The organism is Acidovorax benzenivorans, assembly GCF_028680575.1.
Classification (GTDB): Bacteria; Pseudomonadota; Gammaproteobacteria; order Burkholderiales; family Burkholderiaceae_C; genus Acidovorax; species Acidovorax benzenivorans.
This window is the reverse complement of the sequence record NZ_JAPCKI010000001.1, coordinates 23,267-49,488: the sequence shown is the minus strand read 5'-3', so window position 1 is coordinate 49,488 and position 26,222 is coordinate 23,267. Positions and strand designations below refer to the sequence as shown.

Below are 26,222 nucleotides of genomic sequence, written 5' to 3'. Positions count from 1 at the left end.
CCCGAGAGGATTTTTGAATGTTCGGAGCTTTCCGTCGGTATTTCTCCACCGACCTGGCCATTGACCTTGGCACAGCCAACACCCTCATCTTCGCCCGCGACAAAGGCATTGTGCTCGACGAGCCCTCTGTCGTCGCCATCCGCCACGAAGGCGGACCCCACGGCAAGAAAGTCATCCAGGCCGTAGGCCACGAGGCCAAGGCCATGCTGGGCAAGGTGCCCGGCAACATCGAAGCCATCCGGCCCATGAAGGACGGCGTGATCGCCGACTTCGTGATCACCGAGCAGATGATCAAGCAGTTCATCAAGATGGTGCACCCGCGCACGCTGTTCACCCCCAGCCCGCGCATCATCATCTGCGTGCCCTGCGGGTCCACCCAGGTCGAGCGCCGCGCCATCAAGGACGCGGCCGAGGCTGCGGGCGCCACGGCGGTGTACCTGATCGAAGAACCCATGGCCGCTGGTATCGGCGCGGGCCTGCCCGTCTCGGAGGCCTCGGGCTCCATGGTCGTGGACATCGGCGGTGGCACCACCGAAGTCGGCGTGATCTCGCTGGGCGGCATGGTCTACAAGGGCAGCGTCCGTGTGGGTGGCGACAAGTTCGACGAAGCCATCATCAGCTACATCCGCCGCAACTACGGCATGCTGATTGGCGAGCCCACGGCCGAAGCCATCAAGAAGAACATCGGCTCGGCCTTCCCAGGCTCCGAAGTGCGCGAGATGGAAGTCAAGGGCCGCAACCTGTCCGAAGGCGTGCCACGCAGCTTCACCATTTCTTCCAACGAAGTGCTCGAAGCCCTGACCGACCCGCTCAACCAGATCGTCTCGGCCGTGAAGAACGCGCTGGAACAAACCCCCCCCGAGCTGGGCGCCGACATTGCCGACCGCGGCATGATGCTGACCGGTGGCGGCGCGCTGCTGCGCGACCTGGACCGCCTGCTGGCCGAAGAAACCGGCCTGCCGGTGCTGGTGGCCGAAGACCCGCTGACCTGCGTGGTGCGTGGCTGCGGTATTGCGCTGGAGCGCATGGACCGTCTCGGCAGCATTTTCACGAGCGAGTAAGCTGGCAGGCCTGTATGCTGCAGGCACTTTTTTTGCGCTCTGAATTGCATGACTGCACCTGCTCCAATGCTTGTTTCTGAGCACCCGCCCGTGGAACCCGCTCCACGCGGCAGACCTTGACCGCTGCGCACCATGCCCCTGGGTACTCTGGAGCGCAGCGCTCCCCCTTTCTTCAAACAGGGCCCTTCGGCCCTGTCGCGTTTGGCCGTGTTCAGCGCGTTGGCGCTGTTCCTCATGGTGGCCGACGCACGCTTTCAGATCACCGGCCCCTTCCGCCAGGCCGTGGCCACGGTGCTGTATCCGGTGCAGTGGCTCATGCTGCAGCCGGTGGAGTTCGCCAGCCACGGGCGCAGCTATTTCCAGTCGCTGCAAACCGCGCAAGAAGACCTGGATGCCGCCCGCAAGAAGATAACCGTGATGGGCCAGCGCGCCAACCAGGCCGATCAGCTGACCATGGAAAACCAGCGGCTGCGCAAACTGCTGGAGTTGCGCGACCGGCTGCAAACACCCGCCCAGGCGGCCGAGGTGATCTACGACACCGCCGACCCCTACACACGCCGTGTGGTGCTGGACCGGGGGCAGCTGGGGGGCGTGGAGCTGGGCGCCCCTGTGATGGACGAGGCCGGTGTGTTGGGCCAGGTCACCCGCGTGTTTCCGTTGGTCAGCGAAGTCACGCTGCTGGTGGACCGCGACCAGGCGATTCCGGTGCTGAACATCCGCACCGGCGTGCGCGGCGTGGCCTATGGCGACCCGGTGGCGGGCCATGGCGGCGGCATGGAGCTGCGCTTCATGCCCGCCAATGCCGACATCCGCGAGGACGATCTGTTGACCACCAGTGGTGTGGACGGCCTGTATGCGCCTGGCCTGCCGGTGGCACGCGTGGTGCGGGTGGAGCGCCGGGCCGACTCCGCGTTTGCACGCATCTACTGCGCGCCGCTGGCCCAGGTGCAGGGCGCGCGCCACGTGGTGGTGCTCAAGCCCCTGGCCGACAACGAATTGCCCCGCCCGGATGCGGCCCCCGCTGCGCCCGCGAACAAACGCGGAGGCCGCAAATGAGCCGCTGCCTTACCCCGATGACCCTGACCCAAGGAGGCCCGCGATGATCATGCCGCGGGGTGAGCCCCTGTTGATGCCGGTGAACCCGGTGTTCATCTGGGCCAGTCTGGCTGCGGGCCTGGCCATCAACATGCTGCCGCTGGGCCGCGTGGTGTGGATGCCCGACCTGCTGATGGTGCTGCTGGTGTTCTGGGGCGTGCACCAGCCGCTGCGCATTGGTATGGGCGCGGCGTTTGTGCTGGGCCTGTGCATGGATGTGAGCCAGTCCGCGCTGCTGGGCCAGCATGCGCTGTCCTACACCGTGCTGTCGTTCGGCGCCATCGCCATTCATCGCCGTCTGTTGTGGTTCAGTGTGCCGTCGCAGGCGCTGCAGGTGTTTCCGTTGTTTGCCATTGCCCATGCGATCGAGCTGCTGCTGCGCATGGTGGCCGGGGGGATCTTCCCGGGGTTCTGGAGCTTCCTCGCCCCTTTGCTGGAGGCGCTGCTGTGGCCCCTGGCCAGTTGGGTGCTGCTGGCGCCCCAGCGCCGCCCGCCCGATAAAGACCAGAACCGGCCGTTGTGACATGACGCACCGTTTGAGCTGCTTCGAGTCGTTGTCCTGTGCTGCGCCTGTGGCGTGGTCTTCTGCGCTGGTGTGGCGCCCTGGAGTTTGCGCATGACCGAGGTGCGCAGCAGCGAAGCCGATGCTTCGCGGTTCCGGGTGCGCGCCGTGGTGGTGGGCCTGCTGGTGATGACTGCGTTTTGCCTGGTGGCGGCGCGCCTGGTCTATCTGCAGGTGGTGCGCCATGAAGACCTGGCCGCGCAGGCTGAAAGCAACCGCACGGCCGTGGTGCCCATCGTGCCCAACCGGGGGCTCATCCTGGACCGCAATGGCGTGGTGCTGGCCACCAACTATTCGGCCTATACGCTGGAGATCACGCCGTCGCGCGCTGGCGTGCTGGACGAGACGATCGATGCCCTGTCCAAGGTGGTGGACATCCAGGCGCGCGACCGCCGCCGCTTCAAGCGGCTCATGGAGGAGTCGCGCAACTTCGAGTCCCTGCCCATCCGCACCCGCCTGACCGACCAGGAGGTGGCGCGTTTCACGGCGCAGCGTTACCGCTTTCCGGGCGTGGACATCAAGGCGCGGCTGTTTCGCAACTACCCGCTGGGCGACGTGGCCAGCCATGCGATTGGCTACATCGGGCGCATCAACCAGGCCGAGAAGGCCCGCATCCAGGACTCGGAGGACGAGGCCAACTACCGGGGCACGGAGTACATCGGCAAGCTCGGTATCGAGCACAGTTTCGAGTCGGCCCTGCATGGCGCCACCGGCGTGGAGCAAATGGAAACCTCGGCGGGCGGGCGGGCCGTGCGCAAGCTCTCCAGCCACGCGGCCACTCCGGGCGACAGCGTGATGCTGACCATCGACATCAAGCTGCAGAAACTCATCGAAGAGCTGTACGGCAGCCGCCGGGGCGCCCTGGTGGCCATCGACCCGCGCAATGGCGAAATCCTGGCGCTGGTGAGCAAACCCACGTTCGACCCCAACCTGTTTGTTGAAGGCATCGATGCCGAAAACTGGGCGGCGCTCAACGAGTCCATCGACAAGCCGCTGCTCAACCGCGCCCTCCGGGGGACGTACCCGCCCGGCTCCACCTACAAGCCCTTCATGGCGCTGGCGGCGCTGCAGTTGAACAAGCGCTCGCCCAGCCTGGTGGTGAACGACCCGGGGTTCTATACCTTTGGCGGCCACACCTTCCGCAGCCACGAGGGCGGGCTGGGTGGCGTGGACATGCACCGCGCCATCCAGTTCTCCAGCAACACCTACTTTTATTCACTGGCCGTGGACATGGGCGTGGACGCTATCCACGACTTCATGAAGCCGCTGGGTTTTGGCCAAATCACGGGCATCGACCTCAACGGCGAGGTGCGGGGCACGCTGCCCAGCACCGAGTGGAAGCGCAACGCCTACAAGCGTGCCGACATGAAGCGCTGGTTCCCTGGCGAGACCGTGTCGCTGGGCATTGGCCAGGGCTACAACAACTTCACCATGCTGCAGCTGGCGCTGGCCGAGGCCACGCTGGCCAACGGCGGCATCCGCTACCGCCCGCACATGGCCAAGGCCGTGAAGAATGCGGTCACCGGCGCCGTTACCGAGATCGTGCAGCCCCCCGGCATCAACCTGGGCTACCAGCCCAAAAACGTGGATCTGGTGCGCAACGCGCTGGTGGCTGTGAACAAGGGCGGCACGGGCACCCGGGTGTTCATGGGTGCGCCCTACACCTCGGCCGGCAAGACGGGTACCGCCCAGGCCGTGACCATGGGCCAGAACGTGAAGTACAACGCCAAGGCGCTGGAAGAGCACCAGCGCGACCACTCGCTGTTTACCGCCTTTGCTCCGGCCGAGAACCCCACCATCGCCTTGGCGGCCATTGTGGAGAACGCAGGCTTTGGCGCCGCCCACGCCGCCCCGATCGCGCGGCGCGTGTTTGACTACTGGCTGATGGGCGAATACCCCAGCGAAGAAGACATCGCCGCCGCACAGAAGGGCCTGGCCAGTGCCCCCATAGGCAAGCCCCGCAAGGCCAGCGAGGTGCCATTGGTGGCACCCTGATTCACTCTGTTTGCAATTAAATTGATAGCTGTTTGCGCAATAAGTACGGGCGCTGCGGGCTATTTGGGCTTCAAATCCACCACGGAGTGCCTGCGGACCTTGTTCCGCGTTGCCCTAAGCGCTGGCAGCGCGCGGTGACGGCTGGAGCTGACTGAACACCAGCGCCGCCACAATCAGCGCCGCCCCGCTCAGCCCGGCCCAGCCCAGCTGCTCGCCCAGCAAGACCCAGGCCGTGAGCGCGGCAAACACCGGCTCCAGCCCGAACACGATGGCGCTGCGCATGGCATCCACGCGCTGCTGGCCCCAGGCCTGCAGCGTCACCACCACCACGCTGGCCAGCAGGCCCAGATACAGCAGTGCCAGCAAGGCATCCACCGGCAGGTCGGCAACGGAGCGCAGCCAGTCCATGTTGCCGCTTTGCACCAGCAGCAGTGTGGTGGAGGCCAGCGCCATCACCGTGGCCTGTGCGGCGGCCATGCGGGTGGCGCGCAGCGGCTGCGCGGCCGTGCGGCGCGCGCATTCTTCCAGTGCCAGGATGTACAGCGCGTAGAACACGGTGCTGGCCAGCGTCAACGTATCGCCCAGGTTCCAGGGCTCGTTCTCGTGGAACATCAGCGCCATGCCCGCCAGTGCCATCACGCAGGCACCCCACAGCCGCCAGCCATAGCGGCGTCCCAGCACAGCCATCGCGATCAGCGGCACCACCAGCACATTGAGCCCGGTGACAAACGCGTTGCGGTTGCTGCTGGTGCGGGCCAGCCCTTCGATCTGCAGCCAGAAGGCCAAAAACAGCAGCAGGCCCAGGGCGCAGCCCCAGCGCCGCTCGTGGCGCAGCATGCCGCGCCACAGCGGCGCCAGCACCACCAGCGCGATCACAAACCGCAGCCAGATGATCTGCAGTGCGTCCAGGTGCGCCGACAGCAGTTTCATCGACGGGAAGGTGGTGCCCCACACCACGGTCACGGCCAACAAGGCCATCAGGCCCCAGCGTTCAGTACGCATCGCAAGCAATCTCCAAAACCAGAAAGCGCCAAAAAGAGAAAAGGGCCACCGGTTGCCCGGCGGCCCTCGGTGTGGCAGTGCCACAGAACCTTGGGTTCAGTGGCTGACCTGTCCAAGGAACGCCCGGATGCGGTCGTTGGCCGGGTTGTTGAAGAACTCCTGCGGCGGCGCGTCGTGGGCGATGCGGCCCTGGTCGAAGAACATCACCCGGTCGGCCACTTCACGCGCAAAGCCCATTTCGTGGGTGACCACAATCATCGTCATGCCGCCGCGCGCGAGGCCGCGCATCACGTCCAGCACCTCCTTGACCATCTCGGGGTCCAGCGCCGAGGTGGGCTCGTCAAACAGCATCACCTTGGGCTGCATGGCCAGTGCCCGCGCAATGGCCACCCGCTGCTGCTGCCCGCCCGACAGTTGCCAGGGGTACTTGTGTGCGTGGTCCTGCATGCCCACGCGGCGCAGCAGCTGCATGGCTTCGTCATTGGCCTGGGGGCGCGACGTGTGGCGGATGCGGCGGGGGGCTAGCGTCACGTTGTCCAGCACGCTCATGTGGCCGAACAGGTTGAACTGCTGGAACACCATGCCCACCTCGCAGCGTTGGCGCTGCAGGGTGCCGATGTCGTCGCACACCTCGACGCCATCGATGGTGATGCTCCCGCTGTCGTGGGGCTCCAGCCGGTTGATGGCGCGCAGCAGCGTGCTCTTGCCCGAGCCCGAGGCGCCGATGATGACCGTCACCTCGCCGGTGTGGAACACGGTGGACACGTCCTTGAGCACCTGGTGTGCGCCAAACGACTTGCACACCCGCTCGGCCACGATGTAGGGCTTGGGCTGGTTCGTCGTTGCGGTCATCGGTTGCGCCCTTCCACGTCAAAACGGTATTCGACGGCGTTGGAGATCTGTGTGACCAGCGTGGTCAGCAGCAGGTAGGTGATGGCCACCGTGGTCAGCGTGGCAATGGGCTGGAAGGTGGCCGACTGGATGCGGTTGCCCACGTTGGTCAGCTCCACCACGCCAATCGCATAGGCCAGTGAGGAGTCCTTGAGCAGCGCCACGAAGTTGCTCACCAGCGGTGGCAACGAGATCTTGAACGCCTGCGGAAACACCACGTCCAGAAACACATGCACCCGCCCCAGGCCCAGCGCCCTCGCGGCTTCGGTCTGGCCGCGTTGCACGGCCAGCAGGCCGGCGCGCAGCGCCTCGGCGTTGTAGGCGCCCACGTTCAGTCCCAGGGCCACCACGGCGGCGGCAAAGTCGGGCAGGTTCAGCCCCGGCACCAGCACCGGCAGCGCAAAGTACACAAACAAAATCTGCACCAGCAGCGGTGTGCCGCGAATGGCCCAGATGTACACGCCAGCCACCCAGCGCACGGGCGTCCAGCGGGCCGTGCGGGCCAGCGCCGCTGCCGTGCCCAGTACCAGGCCCACGGCCCCGCTAACCAGCGTGAGCCACAGCGTGGTGCGCGCACCCTCAGAAAACGCTTGGGCGTTGGGGCCAATGGGGTCAGGAAAGAACGACAGCAATTGGCCCAGCAACGAGAGGGCCAGCACCATCACCACCAGTGCAGCGACCAGCGTGGCATTGCTGCGCTGCTGCCGGGACCAGCCTTGTGGCCAAAGAGCGAGAAGCATGGATCAGACGACCGGAAGGTCTAGGTTGGGAATCGGACTGGCGGCAGGGCGATCATGCTCCACCACCAGAAACGGCAAAGGGTGCGCATCAGGCCTGGGCCCTCTGCGCACCCTGTGTGCCGTCACATCAGTTGCAGCGCACGTCTTCGTTGAAATACTTCTTGGAGACGGCGGCGTAGCTGCCATCGGCCAGCACTTCGGTAAACGCCTTGTTCCAGGCATCGGCCAGGCCGGTGTTGCCCTTGGCCATGGCGGGGGCGATGCGCTCGATGAACAGCATGTCGCCCAGCTTGAAGCCGGCCTTGGCGTTCTTGGCGGCGGCTTCCTTGGCCACGAACTTGTCGCTGACCCAGGCGTCCACGCGCTTGGAGATCAGGGCGCGCTGGGCGTCGGTGTCTTGCGGGAAGTTCTTCACTTCCTTCACGCCGCTGACCTTCTTGACCTGCTCCAGATAGCTGGTGCCGGTCTGCACGGCCACGACCTTGCCCGTCAAGTCCTTGGCATTGCGGATCTTGTCGTCCATGGCCACGATGATGCCGCCCGAGCAGTAGTGGGGGTTGGCAAAGGTCACGGCCTTGGAACGCTCGTCGGTCACGCCGTGCGATGCGATCACGGCGTCCCAGCGGCTTTGGCCCAGGCCGGTCAGCAGGGCGTCAAAGCCGAGGGTTTTCCATTCGAGCTTCAGGCCCATCTTCTTGACCACCAGCTCCGCCACTTCCACCTCAAAACCCGTCAGCTTGGTGCCTTCGAAGAAGTTGAACGGGGCGAACTGGCCTTCCGTGGCCACGATGATCTTGCCGTCCTTCTTGATTTCGTCCAGCGTGCGGGCCTGGACGGCGAGGGCGGCGCACAGCGCCACGGCGGTGACAACGGCAGACTTGAAAAATTGCATGACAGGTTCCTGTGGGGGTGGTTCAGGTACAAAAAATCCGGCATGCGGGTAGGCAAGCCGGAGCGGGCGGATGCGGGCATCGCCATTGGCGATGGGTCTCGTCATCAAACGGAAACGTGCGGAAATTATAGGACGCACGTTCACATCCGGGCCATGCAGGGCAACCCCGATGACCTCGGAGCGCCCTGGTGGTAGGCCATGCTGCGCGATGCAAGCTTGGTGCCACCCCTGGCAAGCGCCGCGCCATGGGCCCTCTTGTGGGGGGAGGGTGTGCCTAGCGCAGGAAAGCGTCGTACCCCGTCTTCAGGATCAGGGTGCTCACCACCACGATGAAGATGCCCCGCACAAAGCCGGTGCCATGCTTGAGCGCCATGTGGGTGCCCAGCAGGCTGCCCAGCACGTTGGCCACGGCCAGCGTCACCGCAAAGTGCCACCACACATGGCCTTTGGCGGCAAACAGCGCGATGGCGGCGATGTTGGTGGCGCAGTTGAGCAGCTTGGCCGACGCCGATGCATTCAGAAAGTCGTAGCCCAGCAGCCGCACAAACAAGAAGACGAAGAAGCTGCCCGTGCCGGGGCCAAAGAACCCGTCATAAAAGCCGATGAGCACGCCAATCAGGCAGGCGGCGATCACTTCGGCCCGGCCTGCAAACCGGGGGGTGTGGTGCCGCCCCAGCTCCTTCTTGGCCAGGGTGTAGAGCAGCACGCCCAGCAGCACCAGGGGCAGCAGCTTGCGCAAGAAGTCGGCCGACACCACCGTGACGGCCCAGGCGCCCACAAACGACCCGGCGAAACCGGCGGCTGCGGCGGGCAGCATGGCCGACCAGCGGATTTGCACCTTGCGGCTGTATTGCCAGGTGGCCATGGCGGTGCCCCACACCGACGCTGCCTTGTTGGTGCCCAGCAGCGTGGCCGGGGGCGCCCCCGGAAAAGCCGCAAACAACGCGGGCACCATCACCAGTCCCCCGCCCCCCACGATCGCATCCACAAAGCCCGCGAGCAGCGAGGCCAGGGTCATCAAAATCCATTCCATCGCAGGATTGTCGCACCGGGTCTGCTATCGATTCAGGATCGAACGGGCAAGAAAAAGGCGCTGGGATCGCCAGCGCCTGAAAGGGTGCACACCTCGTTGGGTGTTTGGAATGTGGTTGTTGGTAGAAAGGTTGTCTCCTCGGGCCCCTCGCTTGGCACACCGAAGCGCGCTTTCGAGTGCCGCAACTGTAACGGCTGCACTTTGCTGGTGCATTGGGGGTTTCCCGCCCCCCTTTGTTGGGCGCCGGAGGGCGTGCTGGGGCGTCTTGTGCCCCGATTCGGTGGCAGTTGGCTGGCATGGCTCGTGCAATGCGCTTGTAACAATTTGCGAAAGGGAGCGTGCATGCGTGCAGTCAACCATCGGGTCGTTACGGTCGTGTCGTTGTGTCTGGGGCTGTGTACCTGCGCCCTGGCGCAGAGTGTGCCGGAGGCCCCTGCCGTGGCGGCGCCCCTCACACGCCCCACCCTGGTAGCGCAGGACACGGTGAATGCCGCCCACACCGGCTGGATGATGACCTCCACCGCCCTGGTGCTGCTGATGACGCTGCCAGGCATTGCGCTGTTTTACGCAGGCATGGTGCGCAGGAAGAACGTACTCAACACCATGGCCAGCGTGGTGGCCATTGCAGCGCTGGTCAGCCTGTTGTGGTTTGCAGCGGGGTATTCACTGGCCTTCACACCGGGCAGCTCCTGGCTGGGTGGCTGGGACCGTGCTGGCTTTGCAGGGCTCGACTTTCAGCTGGAGGCGGGCAAGCTGGCCGTGAGCCACATTGCGCCGCTGATTCCCGAGTCGGTGTACGCGATGTTCCAGCTCACGTTCGCCATCATCACGGCCGCGCTGCTGGTGGGCGCGTTTGTCGAGCGCATGCGGTTTTCGGCCATGCTGGTGTTCATCAGTCTTTGGACCCTGGTGGTCTACGCGCCGGTGGCGCACTGGGTGTGGGAGCCGGGTGGCTGGCTGGCGCAGATGGGCGCGCTGGACTTTGCAGGCGGCTCGGTGGTGCACGTGAACGCCGGTGTGGCGGGGCTGGTGTGTGCATGGTTCCTGGGCCGCCGCGCAGGGTATGGGCGCGAGCCGTTCGAGCCCTACAACCTGGGGCTCACCATGGCGGGCGCGGGCATGCTGTGGGTGGGCTGGTTTGGTTTTAACGCAGGCTCTGCCGTCGCAGCCGATGGGCGTGCCGGGCTGGCCATGGCGGTCACGCACCTGGCCGCCGCCGCCGGGGCGCTGTCGTGGATGCTGGGCGAGTGGGTGGTGCGCGGACGCCCCTCGCTGCTGGGTCTGTGTTCGGGGCTGGTCGCGGGGCTGGTGGCCATCACGCCCGCAGCGGGTTTTGTCACGCTGCGCTCGGCCGTGGTGATTGGCCTGGTGGCCGGGCTGGCCTGCTACTGGGGCGCGACAGGGCTCAAGCGGTTGCTGCGTGTGGATGACTCGCTCGATGTGTTTGGCGTGCACGGCGTTGGCGGCATCGTGGGGTCACTGCTCACCGGTGTGCTGGCCAGCAAGACCGTGGGCGGGGTGGCGGGCAGCCTGTTGACCCAGGCCATCGGCGTGGGCGCCGTGGCGGCCTACAGCCTGGTGGTGACGGCCGCACTGCTGTGGGTCATCAACTTTGCGATGGGCCTGCGGGTGGATGAACAAAGCGAACAGACGGGTCTGGACATTGCCCAGCACCGCGAGCGCCTCGGCGGCTAGATGGAAGCCCCCCTGAGCCGCTTCGCGTCTTCCCCCGCAGGGGGTGCCACCCGTGGCCTGGCGAAGCCAGTTCCACGGTGGCACTGGTCTGAGCCAGGCCCGTGCCACGGTCGACGGGTGCCACGCAGCCCAACGGATGACTCAACTGCATTAAGGAGCCGACCATGTCCGATTCCGACAAGCTGGCAATTGCCGCCCACCTGCATGTGCTGTTGCGGCGAAAAACGGGGCGGGTGACCGATACCGAATGGATGGCGGTCAATGCGGACTATGCGCAGGAGATCGTGCGGTTTGCGCGCCAGCGCGCCACGGAAGACAACGCCCCCGATCTGGCCGAATGGGCTGACCGCCTGGAGCATGCCCTGCACGCCGCGCCCCCTGTCGCGTTGCGCCGTCCGCTGCTGGATGTGGCTGCGCAAGCTGTGCGCTCGCGCCCCGCACCGCCCCCTGAGCCCGCGCCCGAGGTGCCGCGCTACGTGGGTGGCATCCGCTGAACTGGGCAGCGGTCTCTGCGGTGGGGGCGGGAGAGATCAGTGGGGCGCCGTGCCCTGCGTGAACAGCGCGGCTGTGGGCAGCAGCCCGGCCAGCTTGTTGTCGCCATAGGTGCGCAGCACCTGCGCAATCACCACCTGATAGCCGTTGAGCCACTGCGCTTGCGCCGCCTTGGCCTGCAGATGCGCGGGGTGTTGTATCAGCATTTGCAGCGCCTCCAGCGACTGCCAGTAGTACACGTTGGACACCAGGCCCTTGCCCGTGTCTTCCCACGATTCCTCCCCCAGGTAGCCATCGATGGAGCGGGCGGCGGTGGCAATGGCCTGGTCCAGGCGGTGGAAGGCGTCGTCGAACTGTTTGGTCGCAAAAATGAAGGTGGAGGAGTACATCGGCGCGATGGTAGTCACCGTTGACCCCGCGCCGCGATGATCCACTCCGCCGCCTTCTCCGCAATCATCAGCGTGGGCGAGTTGGTGTTGCCGCTGGTGATGGTGGGCATGGCGCCCGCATCCACCACGCGCAGGCCTGCCACCACGCCGCCACGCCCATCACGCACGCGCAACTGGGCATCCAGCACGGCCATCGGGTCGCCGTCACGGCCCATCTTGGTGGTGCCCACGGGGTGGAAGATGGTGGTGGCAATGTCGCCCGCCAGGCGGGCCAGGTCTTCGTCGCTTTCAAACTGCACGCCGGGCTTCCACTCCTGCGGCTGGTACTTGGCCAGCGCGGGCTGGGCCACGATGCGGCGTGTGACGCGCAGGCTGTCGGCGGCCACCTGGCGGTCTTCGGGGGTGCTGAGGTAGTTGGGCGCAATGGCGGGCGCGGCCTTGAAGTCGGCGCTCTTGATGTTGACCGTGCCCCGGCTGGTGGGGTTGAGGTTGCACACGCTGGCGGTGAAGGCCGGAAAGCTGTGCAGCGGCTCGCCAAACGCGTCGAGCGACAGGGGCTGCACGTGGTATTCGATGTTGGGGTAGGGCTGGTCGGCGCTGCTGCGGGTGAACGCGCCGAGCTGCGAGGGCGCCATGCTCATGGGGCCGCTGCGCTTGAGCACGTATTCGAGCCCGATCTTGGCCTTGCCCACCAGCGAGTTGGCCATGGTGTTGAGCGTCTGCACCCCTTGCACCTTGAACACCGCGCGGATCTGCAGATGGTCTTGAAGGTTGGCGCCCACGCCCGGCAGGTCCACCTTCACATCCACGCCGTGCTGGCGCAGCAGCGCGGCCGGGCCGATGCCCGACAGCTGCAGCAGTTGCGGCGAGTTGACGGCGCCTGCGCTCAGAATCACCTCGCCCGCCGCGCGGGCCGTGACCATCTCGTGGCCGTCCCACACCACCACGCCGGTGCAGCGCTGGGTGCCGTCGGGCTGGGTCTCGATGAGGAGCTTGGTAGCCTGCGCGCTGGTCCACATCTCGAAGTTGGGTCGGCCGTAGCAGGTGGGGCGCAAAAAGGCCTTGGCGGTATTCCAGCGCCAGCCGCTTTTCTGGTTGACCTCGAAGTAGCCTACGCCTTCGTTGCTGCCACTGTTGAAGTCGTCGGTGGCCGGAATGCCGACTTGCTGCGCGGCCTGGGCAAAGGCGTCGAGCACGTCCCAGCGCAGGCGCTGTTTTTCTACCCGCCACTCGCCCGTGCTGCCGGTGGCCTTGTTGCCATGCAGGCGTTTGAAATTTTCATTCACACCGCCGGGCTGGTCCAGCCGCCAGTGGTCTTCGTGGCGGCGAAAGTAGGGCAGGGCGTTGTCCCAGCGCCAGTTGGCGTCGCCCGTCAGATCGGCCCACTGGTCGTAGTCGCGCGCCTGGCCGCGCATGTAGATCATGCCGTTGATGCTGCTGCAGCCGCCCAGCGTCTTGCCGCGCGGGTAACGCAGGGTGCGGCCGTTCAGGCCCGCGTCGGGCTCGGTGTTGTAGAGCCAGTCGGTGCGCGGGTTGCCGATGCAGTACAGGTAGCCCACAGGGATGTGGATCCAGTGGTAGTCGTCCTTGCGGCCAGCCTCGATGAGGAGCACGCGGTGGCGGCCGTCGGCGCTCAGGCGGTTGCTCAGCAGGGCACCGGCTGTGCCCCCGCCGATGATGATGGTGTCAAACGTGGTATCGCTCATGGTGAGGGGCGGTGCAGATCAAGGGTGGACACGGAGGGCCATTGTGCGGATGGGGCAGGCCCTGTCGATAGGGTGTGTGCCTATTGCTACATTATTTGTAGCTACTGGTGCTTGTATTGATTGCGCTTGGCGTCGATTTGATAATAATTACACGCCATCGCGACCTGTCTGTGCTTGGCAGACTGATGTTCGACAGGGCGTGCAAGGTTTGCTCCGCTACCATGCACGCTCTTCCTTGCTGCTTCTTGACGACCCTACCCCTGCGGCTGCCCTGGCGGCCAGACCCATGACCGACCACGCCCCCCACATCGTTCGCGCCGATACGCCCCAAGGGCCGTGTGCGCAGCTGCGTGGGCGCTGGGGCGCGGCCGAGCTGGGCAACGCGGCGCAATGGGAGGCCGTGTCGGACCAGCTGCGTGGTGCGCCACCCGCCCCCGCACTGGGCTGGGACCTGCGGGAGCTGCAGTGGCTGGACCATGTGGGGGCGCAACTGCTGTGGAACCACTGGCAGCACGCCTGGCCCGCGCAACTGGCCTGCACCGACAGCCAGCGCACCATGCTGGCGCGGGTGGCGCAGTTCACCTGTGTTGCACCGCCGCCAGAGCCTTGGCGCCTGGGCGAGCAGATCGATCACCTGGGCGTGCTGGTGCTGCACGGCGTGGACCACGCCCGCCACCTGCTGGAGATGGTGGGCCAGTTGGTGCTGGACCTGGGGCGCCTGGCACGCGCACCGCGCAAGGGGCCGTGGCGTGATGTGTCGGGTCACCTGTACCGCATGGGCGCCACGGCGCTGCCCATCACGGCGCTGGTGGGGTTTCTCATCGGTGTGGTGCTGGCCTACCTGATGAGCCTGCAGTTGCGGCAGTTTGGTGCCGAGTCGTTCATCGTCAACATCCTCGGTATCTCGTTGATCCGCGAGCTGGGGCCCATGCTGGCGGCCATCCTGGTGGCGGGCCGCTCGGGCTCGTCCATCACCGCGCAGATCGGCGTGATGCGCGTGACCGAGGAGCTGGACGCCATGCGCGTGATGGGCATCCCGCACGGGTTCCGGCTGGTGATGCCGCGCACCCTGGCGTTGGCGCTGGCGATGCCGCTCATCAGCGTGTGGACCACGCTGGCCGCACTGGCTGGCGGCATGCTGGCGGCCGACATCTCCATGGACATCTCGCCGTCGTATTTTGTGCAGGCGCTGCCTGCGGCGGTGAAGGTGGGCAACCTGGGCCTGGCCATGGCCAAGTCGGTGGTGTTTGGCGCGTTCATTGCGCTGATCGGTTGCCACTGGGGCCTGCGCGTCAAGCCCAACACCCAGAGCCTGGGCGAAGGCACGACGGCGTCGGTGGTGTCGTCCATCACCATGGTGATCATCGTGGACGCGCTGTTTGCCATAGCGTTCAAGAACATCGGAATATGACCAGGAAGCCCCCCCTGAGCCGCTTCGCGTCATCCCCCCGATGGGGGGACGCCACCCGTGGCCTGGCAAAGCCAGCTCCACGGTGGCACTGGCATGGGGACGTGCCGGTATCGTGCGCTTCGGGCCTATTGATAGTGGACGGGGAGCGCGGCCATGACTGAGCGCATCGCCAAGCCCGAGCACATCGCCGTCGCGCCGGGCGAGCCGCCCATCGTGGACGTACAAGGCCTCTGGTCGCAGTTTGGTAAGGGCGACGAAACCTTCACCGTGCACCAGGACTTGAACTTCAGCGTGCAGCGTGGCGAGATGCTGTCGCTGGTGGGGGGCTCGGGCACGGGCAAGACGGTGCTGCTGCGCCAGATTCTGGGCCTGGCCCGGCCCACGCGCGGGCAGGTCACGGTGCTGGGCCGCCCCGCGTCGGAGATGGGGCGCGAGGGCGCGGCCAGCCGGGTGGGCATGTTGTTCCAGCACGGCGCGCTGTTCTCGGCCTTCAATGTGCTCGACAACGTGGCCTTTGCGCTGCGCGAGCAGGGCACGCTGCCGCCCGAGCTGGTGCGCGACGCCGCGCTGGTCAAGCTGCAGATGGTGGGCCTGCAGCCCGAACACGCCACGCGCATGCCGGCCGACCTGTCAGGCGGCATGGTCAAGCGCGTGGCGCTGGCGCGTGCACTCATCATGGACCCGCCGCTGCTGCTGCTCGATGAGCCCACGGCGGGCCTGGACCCGAGCAGCTCCGACGACTTCTGCGCGCTGCTGCGCGAGCTGCGCGCGGCGCTTGGCCTGACGGTGATCATGGTCACGCATGATCTGGATACGCTGTTTGCGCTCAGCACCCGCGTGGCCGTGCTGGCGGACAAGAAAGTCATCGTCACCGGTCCGCCGCACGAGGTGGCGCACTTTTCGCACCCGTTCATCGAGCACTTCTTCATGGGCGAACGTGGCCAACGCGCCATGGCCCCCGTGCCCCCTGTGCAGCAAGCCCCGGTGCAGACTGCCGCCGCGCCTGCGCCCGACAAGGAACATCCCTGATGGAAAACAAATCCCACGCCCTCGCCGCAGGCCTTTTTGTGCTGGTGGTGGCCGCCATGCTGGCCGGCCTGGCCGTCTGGCTCACGCGCGACAACGCCAACTACGAGCAGTACGAACTCTCCACCCGCGACGGCGTGAGTGGCCTGCAGCCCCAGGCTGCCGTGCGCTACAAGGGCGTGGCCGTGGGCAAGGTCACCCGCATTGGGTTCGATCCGCAGGTCACGGGCAACGTGCTGATCCGCATTGCGGTCAACGAGCAGGCCCCCATCAGCCCTACCACCTTTGCGGTGCTGGGCTACCAGGGCGTGACGGGTCTGGCCCATGTGCTGCTGGATGACGCCGAGCAACCCTACCCCGAGCTGCCTCCCGGCCCCAGCGGCCTGCCGCGCCTGCCGCTCAAGCCCTCGCCGTTTGGCAAGCTGGCCGAGCAGGCGCCCGCCATCCTGGGCCAGGTCGAAGAGGCCACGCGCCGCATCAACCAGCTGCTGGGCGACAACAACCAGCAAAAGCTCACCGAGGCGCTCACCCACATCGGCCAGGCCGCAGGCAGCGTCAACACCCTGACCCAGCGGCTCGATGCCACCGTGGCCCAGCGCCTGGACCCGGCCCTGGCCGCGCTGCCTCCACTGGCCAGCGATGCGCGCCAGACGCTGCAGTCGCTGCAGCAGGCGGGCGCCAGTGTGTCGGCCCTGGCGGTGGACCTGGGCAAGACCAACCAGCGGCTCAACGCCGAGGGCGGCGCCATCGACCAGATCACCACCGGCACCCAGTCCCTGGCGCGTGCGGCGGACCAGTTCAGCACAGCGACCTTGCCCCGTGTGAACCGCGCTGCCGACGACACGGCCCGCGCCGCCCGCCAGATGGGCCGCGCGGCGGGCGGCATCAGCGACAACCCGCAGTTGTTCATCTATGGCTCGGGGCGCATCCCGCCCGGGCCGGGTGAGCCAGGGTTTGGCAGCGCCCCGTGAGCTGCACCCCCTCCCGCGCCGCATCGGCGGTGCAGGCCCTCTGTGAGGAGTGATCATGATTACTATTAAAGACATAGCAAACAAGGCATATACATCGGGCGCTATCCTGCTGTGGGGCTGTGGTTTGGCTGCGGCATTGGTGCTCACGGGCTGCTCTGCCTTGCCAGCGCCTCCGGCCCGCCCGGCGCTGTATGACTTTGGCCCCGGCCCGCTGGCTACGGCGCCCACCGACCGCCGTGCATCCCTGCCGCCGCTGGCGATGGCCGATATGGATGCACCCGGCCTGCCCGAGGGGGGCAATGCCGTGCTCTACCGCCTGGCCTATGCCGACGCCCAGCAGCTGCGCCCCTACAGCCAGGCCCGCTGGAGCCAGCCGCCTGCACAGTTGCTGCAGCAGCGCCTGCGCGAACAACTGGGCCAGCGCCGCGCCGTGCTCAAGGCCGACGACGGCGCCGCCCAGGCGCGCGAGTCGGCCCAGGGCAACAAGTTGCCCTTGGTGCTGCGCACCGAGCTGGAGGAGTTCAGCCACCTGTTCACCAGCCCGAGCGACAGCGCGGGCGTAGTGCGCCTTCGCGCCACGGTGGTTGAGTTGACCCCGGCAGGCGAATCGTTGCGCGGGCAGCGCGTGTTCATCGTGCAGCAGCCCGCACGTTCGGCCGATGCGGCGGGCGGCGTGGCCGCTCTGGCAGCGGCGTCGGGCCAGCTGGCCAGTGAGCTGGCGGCGTGGGTGGAGCAGGTGGGGCAGTAACGCAACAGGTCTTTGTGGCGAGAGCCTGCAGTCAAGGCGCTGGCTTTGGCCGTTGCGCCACTCGGCGCGCGTGGCCGTCAGGTGCCCGGCGGTGTCGGGGACGGGGGCGCGGTCTCATGGCGTTCAATGCCCGTCACCACCCGCGCATAGCGCGCAAAGCTCCAGTATGCCCAGGCCCAGTCCAGCAGCACCACCAGCCGGTTGCGAAAGCCGATCAAAAAGTACACGTGCGCAAACAGCCAAAACAGCCACGCAAAGTAGCCTGAGAACCGCACCGGCCCGGCGGGCGAGGTGAGGTCCACCACGGCAGAGTTGCGGCCGATGGTGGCCAGGTTGCCGTAGTCGCGGTAGCGAAACGGCTGGGTGGGCTGGCCCGCCAGGCGCCGCAGGATGTTGGCCGCCGTGGCGCGGCCCATCTGCTTGGCGCCGGGCGACACGCCGGGCACGGGGGTGGGCTCATGGCCCGCCACGTGGCTCTTGGCCGCCGCCAGGTCGCCGATCACGCTGATCTCGGGGTGGCCGGGCAACGTCAGGTCGGGCTCCACCACCACGCGGCCCGCGCGGTCGATGCTGGCACCGGTGGCATCCGCCAGGTGGCGGCCCAGAGGTGACGCTGCCACGCCAGCGGCCCATACAATGCATTTGCTATTTATTTGATAGCTGTTTGCGCTTGATGTACTAGCGCTTGCAAGCGATTCGACCTTCAGGCCATCGCTGTCGATGGCGGTGACGCGGGCGTTCAGGCGCACGTCCACGCCCAGCTTTTCCAGTTGCTCCTTGGCGCGCTGGCTCAGGGCCTCGGGCATGGCCTGCAGCACGCGTGCACCGCCTTCGAGCAGGATGATCTTCGCGCTGGCGGGGTCGATGTGGCGGAACTCGCCGGGCAGCGTATGGTGCGCAATCTCTGCCAGTGTGCCGGCCATCTCCACGCCTGTGGGGCCCGCGCCCACGACCACAAAGTTGAGCCAGTCTGCGCGGCGTGCGGGGTCGGGCTCCTTCTCGGCCGCCTCGAACGCCAGCAGAATGCGGCGGCGGATCTCGAAGGCATCCTCCAGCGTCTTGAGGCCGGGCGCGTAGGCCGCCCAGTCGTCGCGGCTAAAGTAGCTGTGGGTGGCACCGGCGGCAACGATGAGGTGGTCATATGGCAGTGTCGCGCCGTCCGCCAGGTGCACGGTGCGTTGGCCGACGTCAATGCGCGTGACCTCGCCCAACAGGGTGGTCACGTTGCGCTGCTGCCGGAACAGGTGCCGGATGGGCGCCGCAATGGCCGGGGCCGACAGCCCGGCCGTGGCCACCTGGTAGAGCAGGGGCTGAAAGAGGTGGTGGTTGGTCTTGTCCACCAGGGTCACATCCACCGCCGCGCCGCGCAGGGCCCGAGCGGCTTCAAGGCCGCCGAATCCGCAGCCAATGATGACCACGCGGGGGTGAAGCGGGGAAGCCGAGGGAGTCGTCATGGGGCGATTATTGGGGAGCCGGGTGGTGGCCCAGGACCTTGCCATGATCGAGGCCGGGTAGCCCCCGCATTGCGAGGGCTGGACAGGGCTACAGGAACCCCAGGTCTACCGGGTAGTCCGGCCGCCCCGCCGCTGCGCCAAAGTGCGTGATGTTGGGCAGCACCCCCGCCATCTCGTTGTCGGCCACACCAAACCACTTGGCCAGGGTGGCCGCGTACTGGTCCACCGAGGTGGACGGCAGCAGGCGGCCCTGGCCCACGTGCCACTGGTCTTCGGGCGCTGCGGTGCTACCCACACTCACCGGCGGTGCGCTGCCGTAGAAGGCCTTGCCCTTGACCGCGCCGCCGACCACCAGGTGGTGGCTGCCCCAGCCGTGGTCCGAGCCGTCGCCATTGGAGCTGAGCGTGCGCCCAAAGTCAGATGCGGTGAAGGCCGTGACCTTATCGGCCACTCCCAACTCCACCGTGGCGTTGTAGAACGCCGTCATGGCCTCGCTCACGCGCTGCATCAGCACGGGCTGTTGCGCGATCAGGTTGTCGTGCAGGTCAAAGCCGCCCAGCGACACCAGGAACACCTGGCGTTTGCTGCCCAGGCTGTTGCGCGCGCCAATCAGGCGGGCCACCATCTTGAGCTGGTTGGCCAGCGAGTTGTTGTTGGGGAAGGTGGTGGACAGCGTCACGCCCGCGAGTCCGTTGGTGATCTGGCTTTCGGCCGTCACGGCGCGGGCGGTGATACGGTTGTATTCGTTCTCCAGCGTCTGCGCACGTGGCTGCTGGATGAGCGACGCGAGCGCGCTCTGCACCGCCGAAGAACCGTACACCCGGTTCTTCACACCGTTGATGGCTACGGCCCCATTGGTGCTGACCTGGTACTGCAGGGCCGAGTCGCCCGACAGGAACACCGCATTGCCCGTGACCGAGATGCAGGTGAACAGCGAGTTGCCGTTGGACGACAGCGCCAGGTCGCCGATGTTGCCGCCCCAGCCCACGGTGGAGCCCTCGGGCGACGACGATTGCCACACCGACTGCTGGTCGTTGTGCGAGAACAGCTTGGGCGGCACGGGGTAGGTGGCACGGTCGGCACTGTTGTACTGCGCGCGGGTCAGCGGCACCACCAGCGGGCCCACGTTGAGCTGCACGGCGGCCTTACCGCTGTTGAACAGACCGGCCAGCCCCGTCATGGCGGGGTGCAGTGCGTATTGGCGGCCACCCGGCAGCGGCGTGGTGGGCGTCAGCAGCGTGGGGGCGAGGGCCGCCTTGGCCAGTGCAATGCCGCCTGCCGTCTGGCCAGAGCCACCGCCCCGGATGGTGTTGTAGCGGTTGTAGCTGTCGTCGTCGTAGGTGACCACGGTGTTGGCATAGTCGTTGCCGCCATACAAAAACACGCAGACCAGCGCCTTGTAGTCGGTGGCGTTGAAGGCGGCGGCTTCGCCCATGGCGGCCAGGTTGAGCGCAAAGGGCAGGGCCGTGCCCGCAAGGCCCAACTGGGTGGAGCGGCGCAAGAACGCGCGGCGGGTGTGGAGTTCGGGTTGAAGCAGGTGCATGGCAGGGCTTACTTTTGAACGAGGTATTCGGCCGAAGCCATCACCAGGAAGATGGCGGCCGCCACGCGGTCGAGCTTGACCGCGTCGGTGCTGGCGGCGGTGACGGGCGTTGCCTTCAGTGCGTCCGCAATGAGCTTGACGGTGGCGGCGGACAGCTGGCCAGCGCACATCAGCAGGTTGGTGCGGGCGACCAGCGCGTCTGCGTCGGCCACGATGGCCAGCTCGTTGGTGTAGCTGGCCTTGATGTCATACCCGTTGTTGGATGTGCTGCCGTTGTTGGGTAGCTCGGGGGCGTTCACGTAGATGCCGTTGCGGATCACGCCCTGCATGTAGTTGAGGTAACCCCCCACGCTGCTTTCGTTGACCAGCTGGAACTCGGGGGCCACGGCGCCCGCAGCCGCCAGGGCCGTGGACGGCGGAACGTAGCCTGGGCGAAAGAAGTTGAACACCGAGGGCGAACGCAGCGGGCTCTGGCCCAGGCGCGAACCAGGGTCGCTCAGGTCGCCGATCTTCCAGCTGCCCTGCACCGAGTTGATGCCAAAGGTGCGGCCCCATTGCACAAGGCGCAGCATGGGCTCGCGCAGCTTGCCAAAGCCGGGCTGAGGCAACCCGGTGGGCGAGCGTGCCTCGTCGTCCAGCAAGATGGCCTTGATCACTGCGCGCAGGTCGCCACGCACCCCGGCGCCGTTGTTGTTGAAGGCGGCCGCCACGCGGGCCACATAGGCGGGCGAGGGGTTGCTGGTGACCAGGCGCTGGATCAGCTGCTTGCCGATGAAGGGGCCCACATTGGGGTGGTTGAACAGGGTGTCCAGCGCGGTCTTGAGGGCCGCAGCGCCCGGCGTATTGGCGGGCACCGTGGTACCCAGAAAGGTGGCAGCCAGCGTGGAGTGGCGCGAGGCATTGAGCGCCATGGGCAGTCGCGCAAAAGTGGTGTTGGACACCACGCGCGTGGTGCCCGGCACGGTGGTGGGCACGTTTTGCGTCTGGTCGTAGTCGTAGCCCGTGAACACCCGTGCCAGGTGGGTCACGTCGTTCATGGTGTAGCTGTCGATGGGCTTGCCGGCGCCGTCTTTCTTGGGGGTTCCGTCGGGGTTCAGCTCGACCAGCCCGATGGACATGAGCTGCATGACCTCGCGGGCGTAGTTTTCGTCAGGCTGGCGGCCCGTGGCGGGGTTCTCCTTCTGGTTGCCACGGGTGTTGAGGTAGTAGCCCATGGCCGCGTTGAGCGTCACGTTCTCCAGTACCGAGCGGTAGTTGCCAAACGCGTTGTTCACCAGCTGGTCCCAGTACCAGGCCATGGCATGGCAGCGCCAGGTGATGTCCACGCCGCTGAGCGAGACCACGCAGATCTCGGACAGCGCCAGTGCCACGCGTTTGCGCAGCCCGTCGGGTGACTTCATGAGCTGGTACCAGATCATGTAGTCGGCGGGGTAGGAGTTGTCGTAGTAGGCCGTGTCGTTGCTGATGTCCGCGTAGCCGCGCTGGTTCAGCCAGTCCCAGCCGCCTTGGCTGAGGCCCGCACTGAATTGGCTGTCCAGCCAGTCGGCATAGGTGGTGGCGCGCAGGGCTGCGATCTCGGTAGTCGAGGCAGAGAGCTGGGCCTGCAGCAGAAAACGGGCGGCCTCGTTGTCCGTCGTGGCCGAGGGATGGGCGTAGTTGCCCAGCGTGGGCGTGGATGGCGCGGGTGCACTAGGTGTTCCTGTGCCCGGCGCGCTGTCGCTACCCCCGCCACCGCAGGCGGCCAGGGCGGTGGACGCAAACAGCGCCGTCAACAAGGGCGCGTGGGCCCCGCTGGCGGTCGTGGCGTGTTCGGGGGTGAGGGGCTGGCCCTCTGGTGCCTCTGCAACCGCAGTTGTCAGAGTCTCCTCGTATGAATGTGTCATGTTGGTCGTGGTGAAAAGTGCGCAGTCGGGCAAGCACAGCCACGACTAAATCACAGGCGGTGCCCGCCTGGAAACACAAGTGTTACCAAGCGAAACAAACCTTGGTAAGGGGCCCGCAGGCGGTGCGCGGACTGATGGGCGGTTGCAACACTTTGTACTCCTGGGGTGCTTCTTTGGTGTTCTTGGCTGGGATCCCCCCCGAGGGCGGGCGCCGTTGCATCGGTGACGTCCGTCACGCCCGTAGTCCTGTGCTGACGCGTGCTGCGTGGCATGGACTACGGTGTCTGCCCCAGATCATTTCTACAGTGAACTTCATCGCATCACGCAAAGGTTCCACGCATTCCGAGTGGATGGCTGAAGCGAAGTTTTTTGAGGAATCACACCATGAATGAAGACACCATCAAGGGCAACTGGAAGCAGTTCAAGGGCAAGATGATCGAGCAGTGGGGCAAGCTCACGAACGACGACTTCGATGTCATTGACGGCAAGCGCGAGCAGTTCCTGGGCAAGCTGCAAGAGCGCCAGGGCATCGCCCGCGATGCGGCAGAAAAGCAGCTCAAGGAGTGGCAGGACCGCCATCCTGACTTCCGCTTCAACGACTGATAGCGCCGCCTGCGCTGCGGGTCCGATGGCTGCCACCGCTTTTGCCATGACCCCATCGGGGCGGGGCGCAGGGCGCCTGACCTGATTCCATTCAGAGCATGACAAGACCCTGCCCGCTGCGCGGTGCAGGGTCTTGTTGTTTCTGGCGATGCGCTGGTGCGGTGGTGTAAGGGGCTAGGTTGCCCGATCCACCCCATGGCGCCATGCCATGACCTGCGTCAACACGCGGCCGGGCGGGGGCTTCTAAGCTCGCGCCTTCGTTTGATCTGCCCGCCCAAGGAGTCCCATGGCCCACCTCGAATGGTCTGATGCGTTGAACCTCGACCTGCCCCTGATGGATGACACCCATCGGGAGTTTGTCGATCTGCTGGCCGCCGTGGACCAGGCCGGTGACGCTGACTTGCTGTCCCGCTGGCGGACGCTGGTGGAGCACACCGAGCAGCATTTTGGTCAGGAAGACGACTGGATGTCCTCCACCCGCTTTGCCTCGGGCAACTGCCACAGCATGCAGCACAAGGTGGTGCTGCAGGTGATGCGCGAAGGCACGGCACGCGCCGAGCAGGGCGACCTCCAGGTGCTGCGCGTGATGGCCAGCGAACTGGCGCTGTGGTTCCCGCAGCATGCGCAGAGCATGGATGCCTCGCTGGCCCTGCACCTGCGCCGCGTGGGGTTTGACCCGGCGACGGGCGTGGTGCACGCCCCCGGAGCGCTGCCAGGCGCGCTGATCCACGGTTGTGGCGGCACCACCTGCTCGGACTCCGACGCTCCGGGTGCCGACGAGTCCACCGCTCACCCCGCCACTGCGCCCGCCGTGCCCGCCTGACCACTGCCCTGGTCCCCCCGTGATGCAGATGCACGGGGCTTTCACCCGGGCAGCAACGGCGCTGGTGTGGCGTGCCGATCCGCCTCAGGGCCCGACCCGGCGCTGGCGCTGTTGTTCAGCATGGGACTCGTGCGGGTCGACCCGCTGCGGCCGGTAGGGCTAGGGATACCTCTGCGCCTGTTGGACCAGGGGTTTTACACCGCCAAACGTGAGGGACGCAGCCGGACGGCGATAGTGGTGCAAATGCTCCGTTTTTGATAGCTGTTAGTGCATATTGCATGGGCGCTATCACCCTATTTGACCGAAATTCGGTTGGCGGGGCCTGTCCATGGCCCTGCAGCCGGGCTTTCAGAACCCTGGGTGGCGCGGCAACAGCAGGCCTGCCGTGCGCCACGCCAGGTCGCGCAGCGCCCTGCGAAGGGCGGGTGAATCTGCGGCAACACCAGCAGGTCCTCCGTGGGGGTGGTTTGCGTCTGCACTGCGCGGGCAAAAGGCCGCGTCCAGCACCTGCTCTTTGGCGCATTGCAAGGCCCGTCGGTCCTGCGACCGCAGGGCTGCCATCAGCCGGTCGCGGTGGCGCTGCACACGGGCCGCTTCGGCATCGGTCAGCGCGGGGCCCCTTGCGGGGCTGTCACTCGCAGGCGGCGTCAGTGTCTGGGCTTGGGCCAGGTATTGGGCCCAGCGGGTGGTTTGAGCGGCGGCGTTCATGCGGCCTCCGTGCGGGGCGCGGCAGGGCGCTGGACGGGTGGCGTGGTGGCGCGCGGGGGCGTGCCGCCGGACGCCAGGCCGTACCAGTTCACCTTGCGCGTCAGCACCATCACCGCAGCCAGCACCAGGAACAGCGCAATCGCACCCACCACCAGCGCCGTCTGCTCCAGCTGCAGCAGCACGTACAGCAGGCCATACAGCAACGCAATGCCCGCGCCCAGCGGAACCCCGCGCGTGAGCCCGCCCAGCATGTGGCTGGCGTAATAGGCCAGCAGCAGCACACAGGCGCTGGCGGCCACCGCGTACGAAATGCCAAACGGCAGATGCTCCGACAGGCTCACCAGCAGCAAGAAGAAGCTGCACAGCGCGCTGCCCACCAGCAGGTACTGCACCGGGTGCACGCGCAGTTTCTGCATCAGCTCGAACAGGCCCACGGCCACAAAGGTGAGGGCAATGAACAGCACACAGTACTTGGTCGCGCGGTCCGAGAGGGAATAGGGATTGACCGGGTCGATGAAGGCCACGCTGAAGCTGTCGGCACAGTCGCCCGGTGTGGCCCCACTGTGTGCATAGTCGCTGCCCTCATCCGCGCCCAGGCAGATGCGCTTGCCGTTCGCAATGTCGGCCTGTGCCGTGGTGGCCAGCGACGACAGGCGCCACTGGGCCGAGAAACCGGTCTTCTTGACCTCGCGCTCCGATGGCAGAAAGCGCCCGGCAAACGACGGGTGGGGCCAGCTGCTGGTCATCAGCACCTCGGTGTTGCCACCCAGCGGCACGATGGCCAGGCGTTCGGTGCCCACCAGTTCCAGATCCAGCGTGGCCGTGAGGCCATCGGCCTTGCCACGCACGGATTCGGGCAGCACCGCGTGCAGGCCCCGGCTGTAGGTGGGGTGGAAGGTGCCGGGCTTGAGGGCCAGCGTCTGGCTGCCCATGGTGAACTGCGCAGTGCGGATACCGCGTGCATCGCCCACGGCCATCATCACAATGGGCGCGCCGCAGTGCATGCGTGAATTTTTCATGCTGCTCTGGGGCAGCAGGCTGGCCAGCGAACCCCATTGCGCCGTCACGTTGGCCTTGAGGTTGTAGGTGTTCACCTTGTGCAGGCCGCGTGCGCGCTCTTCCATCGCGGCGCCGGTGGTGAGCTTGAGCTGCTCGGGCATGGCGGTCAGGATGAACTCGCGGCGCTTTTCGACCATGCGGTGCTCGTCGCCCTTGCCGACTTCTTCATCCCAGCTTTCCACGCAGGCGCTGTGGATCATGGGGCCCATCATGGTCTGCGGCCCGGCCAGACTCTCGGCCACGCTTTGCGCGGTGATGCTGCGGTAGCGCAGCCGGTCGCGCACCACGTCTTCGATCAGGCCCAGGCCAAAGAGCAGCAGCACGGTGATGGCGAGCAGCGCCGCCAGTTTGATGAACAGGGGGTGTTTGAGCAAGGGTTCCTCCACAAATGATGTTGTGGAGGCAGTGTTGTGGCGCGCTGTGAGGGCGCTATGAAGTTT

24 protein-coding genes are annotated in these 26,222 nt (G+C 66.5%); 12 read left to right on the top strand and 12 right to left on the bottom strand.

Annotated features, from left to right (window positions below; genetic code table 11):
- Window positions 1–17: 17 nt before the first annotated feature.
- The 4 genes from OIN59_RS00230 (at window position 18) to mrdA (ending at window position 4,713) form a co-directional block, all read left to right on the top strand.
- Window positions 18–1,061 (top strand): rod shape-determining protein, encoded by a 1,044-nt coding sequence (locus OIN59_RS00230; protein ID WP_008907364.1) that lies wholly within the window; start codon window positions 18–20, stop codon window positions 1,059–1,061.
- Window positions 1,062–1,193: 132 nt separating this feature from the next.
- Complete coding sequence (mreC, locus tag OIN59_RS00225; RefSeq protein WP_274105941.1) at window positions 1,194–2,117, top strand: rod shape-determining protein MreC; 924 nt, start codon at window positions 1,194–1,196, stop codon at window positions 2,115–2,117.
- 43 nt (window positions 2,118–2,160) lie between these two features.
- Complete coding sequence (gene mreD, locus OIN59_RS00220; RefSeq protein WP_274105939.1) at window positions 2,161–2,679, top strand: rod shape-determining protein MreD; 519 nt, start codon at window positions 2,161–2,163, stop codon at window positions 2,677–2,679.
- A 93-nt stretch (window positions 2,680–2,772) separates the two neighbouring features.
- The gene (gene mrdA, locus OIN59_RS00215) at window positions 2,773–4,713 is read left to right on the top strand and encodes a penicillin-binding protein 2 (protein WP_274105937.1); all 1,941 of its coding nucleotides are present in this window, start codon (window positions 2,773–2,775) and stop codon (window positions 4,711–4,713) included.
- Between the two features lie 114 nt (window positions 4,714–4,827).
- Here mrdA and OIN59_RS00210 read toward each other — a convergent pair whose 3' ends face one another.
- The 5 genes from OIN59_RS00210 to OIN59_RS00190 all read right to left on the bottom strand — a co-directional run bounded on the left by OIN59_RS00210 (window position 4,828) and on the right by OIN59_RS00190 (window position 9,271).
- On the bottom strand, window positions 4,828–5,715 hold the full coding sequence (locus OIN59_RS00210; protein ID WP_274105935.1) for a DMT family transporter: 888 nt from the start codon (window positions 5,713–5,715) through the stop codon (window positions 4,828–4,830).
- A gap of 96 nt (window positions 5,716–5,811) precedes the next feature.
- Window positions 5,812–6,567 carry an amino acid ABC transporter ATP-binding protein gene (locus OIN59_RS00205; RefSeq protein ID WP_274105933.1) on the bottom strand — a complete coding sequence of 252 codons (756 nt, stop codon included), beginning with the start codon at window positions 6,565–6,567 and terminating at the stop codon, window positions 5,812–5,814.
- Window positions 6,564–7,346, bottom strand: coding sequence for an amino acid ABC transporter permease (locus OIN59_RS00200; RefSeq protein ID WP_274105931.1), 783 nt, complete (start codon window positions 7,344–7,346; stop codon window positions 6,564–6,566). Before OIN59_RS00200 ends, OIN59_RS00205 begins: the two co-directional genes overlap by 4 nt.
- Before the next feature lie 127 nt (window positions 7,347–7,473).
- Window positions 7,474–8,238, bottom strand: coding sequence for an ABC transporter substrate-binding protein (locus tag OIN59_RS00195; protein WP_274105929.1), 765 nt, complete (start codon window positions 8,236–8,238; stop codon window positions 7,474–7,476).
- A gap of 274 nt (window positions 8,239–8,512) precedes the next feature.
- A complete protein-coding gene (locus OIN59_RS00190) occupies window positions 8,513–9,271 on the bottom strand; it encodes a sulfite exporter TauE/SafE family protein (RefSeq protein WP_015012153.1) in 759 nt (252 codons plus the stop codon).
- Window positions 9,272–9,613: 342 nt separating this feature from the next.
- On the opposite strand from OIN59_RS00190, the gene OIN59_RS00185 reads away from it, so the two are divergent.
- Together OIN59_RS00185 and OIN59_RS00180 are read left to right on the top strand one after the other, a co-directional pair.
- Complete coding sequence (locus OIN59_RS00185) at window positions 9,614–10,966, top strand: ammonium transporter (RefSeq protein ID WP_274105926.1); 1,353 nt, start codon at window positions 9,614–9,616, stop codon at window positions 10,964–10,966.
- Between the two features lie 164 nt (window positions 10,967–11,130).
- On the top strand, window positions 11,131–11,460 hold the full coding sequence (locus OIN59_RS00180; RefSeq protein WP_274105924.1) for a hypothetical protein: 330 nt from the start codon (window positions 11,131–11,133) through the stop codon (window positions 11,458–11,460).
- 36 nt (window positions 11,461–11,496) lie between these two features.
- On the opposite strand, the gene OIN59_RS00175 is transcribed toward OIN59_RS00180, so the two are convergent.
- Together OIN59_RS00175 and OIN59_RS00170 are read right to left on the bottom strand one after the other, a co-directional pair.
- Window positions 11,497–11,847 (bottom strand): antibiotic biosynthesis monooxygenase family protein, encoded by a 351-nt coding sequence (locus OIN59_RS00175; protein WP_274105922.1) that lies wholly within the window; start codon window positions 11,845–11,847, stop codon window positions 11,497–11,499.
- A 14-nt stretch (window positions 11,848–11,861) separates the two neighbouring features.
- Window positions 11,862–13,553: a GMC family oxidoreductase gene (locus OIN59_RS00170; RefSeq protein WP_274105920.1), complete on the bottom strand. Its 1,692-nt coding sequence runs from the start codon at window positions 13,551–13,553 to the stop codon at window positions 11,862–11,864.
- A 286-nt stretch (window positions 13,554–13,839) separates the two neighbouring features.
- On the opposite strand from OIN59_RS00170, the gene OIN59_RS00165 reads away from it, so the two are divergent.
- From OIN59_RS00165 to OIN59_RS00150, 4 genes are all read left to right on the top strand, one after another.
- Complete coding sequence (locus tag OIN59_RS00165; protein WP_274105918.1) at window positions 13,840–14,964, top strand: MlaE family ABC transporter permease; 1,125 nt, start codon at window positions 13,840–13,842, stop codon at window positions 14,962–14,964.
- A gap of 153 nt (window positions 14,965–15,117) precedes the next feature.
- Complete coding sequence (locus tag OIN59_RS00160) at window positions 15,118–15,993, top strand: ABC transporter ATP-binding protein (RefSeq protein ID WP_274105916.1); 876 nt, start codon at window positions 15,118–15,120, stop codon at window positions 15,991–15,993.
- Complete coding sequence (locus OIN59_RS00155) at window positions 15,993–16,961, top strand: MlaD family protein (RefSeq protein WP_274105914.1); 969 nt, start codon at window positions 15,993–15,995, stop codon at window positions 16,959–16,961. The genes OIN59_RS00160 and OIN59_RS00155 overlap by 1 nt, the downstream gene beginning before the upstream one ends.
- Before the next feature lie 55 nt (window positions 16,962–17,016).
- The gene (locus tag OIN59_RS00150) at window positions 17,017–17,709 is read left to right on the top strand and encodes an ABC-type transport auxiliary lipoprotein family protein (protein ID WP_274105912.1); all 693 of its coding nucleotides are present in this window, start codon (window positions 17,017–17,019) and stop codon (window positions 17,707–17,709) included.
- 77 nt (window positions 17,710–17,786) lie between these two features.
- Here the strand turns inward: OIN59_RS00150 and OIN59_RS00145 are convergent, their stop codons facing one another.
- The 3 genes from OIN59_RS00145 to OIN59_RS00135 form a co-directional block, all read right to left on the bottom strand.
- Window positions 17,787–19,163 (bottom strand): NAD(P)/FAD-dependent oxidoreductase, encoded by a 1,377-nt coding sequence (locus OIN59_RS00145; RefSeq protein ID WP_274105910.1) that lies wholly within the window; start codon window positions 19,161–19,163, stop codon window positions 17,787–17,789.
- A gap of 88 nt (window positions 19,164–19,251) precedes the next feature.
- Entirely contained in the window at window positions 19,252–20,706 is a 1,455-nt protein-coding gene (locus OIN59_RS00140; RefSeq protein WP_274105908.1) for a DUF1501 domain-containing protein, read from the bottom strand.
- Window positions 20,707–20,714: 8 nt separating this feature from the next.
- Window positions 20,715–22,589 (bottom strand): DUF1800 domain-containing protein, encoded by a 1,875-nt coding sequence (locus OIN59_RS00135; protein WP_274105906.1) that lies wholly within the window; start codon window positions 22,587–22,589, stop codon window positions 20,715–20,717.
- A gap of 384 nt (window positions 22,590–22,973) precedes the next feature.
- Between OIN59_RS00135 and OIN59_RS00130 the strand changes: the two genes are divergently transcribed.
- Window positions 22,974–23,192 (top strand): CsbD family protein, encoded by a 219-nt coding sequence (locus OIN59_RS00130; RefSeq protein WP_015012165.1) that lies wholly within the window; start codon window positions 22,974–22,976, stop codon window positions 23,190–23,192.
- Window positions 23,193–23,478: 286 nt separating this feature from the next.
- Complete coding sequence (locus OIN59_RS00125) at window positions 23,479–24,015, top strand: hemerythrin domain-containing protein (protein ID WP_274105901.1); 537 nt, start codon at window positions 23,479–23,481, stop codon at window positions 24,013–24,015.
- A 348-nt stretch (window positions 24,016–24,363) separates the two neighbouring features.
- Here the strand turns inward: OIN59_RS00125 and OIN59_RS00120 are convergent, their stop codons facing one another.
- Together OIN59_RS00120 and creD are read right to left on the bottom strand one after the other, a co-directional pair.
- Window positions 24,364–24,723, bottom strand: coding sequence for a hypothetical protein (locus OIN59_RS00120; protein ID WP_274105899.1), 360 nt, complete (start codon window positions 24,721–24,723; stop codon window positions 24,364–24,366).
- A complete protein-coding gene (gene creD / locus OIN59_RS00115; RefSeq protein WP_274105897.1) occupies window positions 24,720–26,156 on the bottom strand; it encodes a cell envelope integrity protein CreD in 1,437 nt (478 codons plus the stop codon). The genes OIN59_RS00120 and creD overlap by 4 nt, the downstream gene beginning before the upstream one ends.
- Window positions 26,157–26,222: the final 66 nt, after the last annotated feature.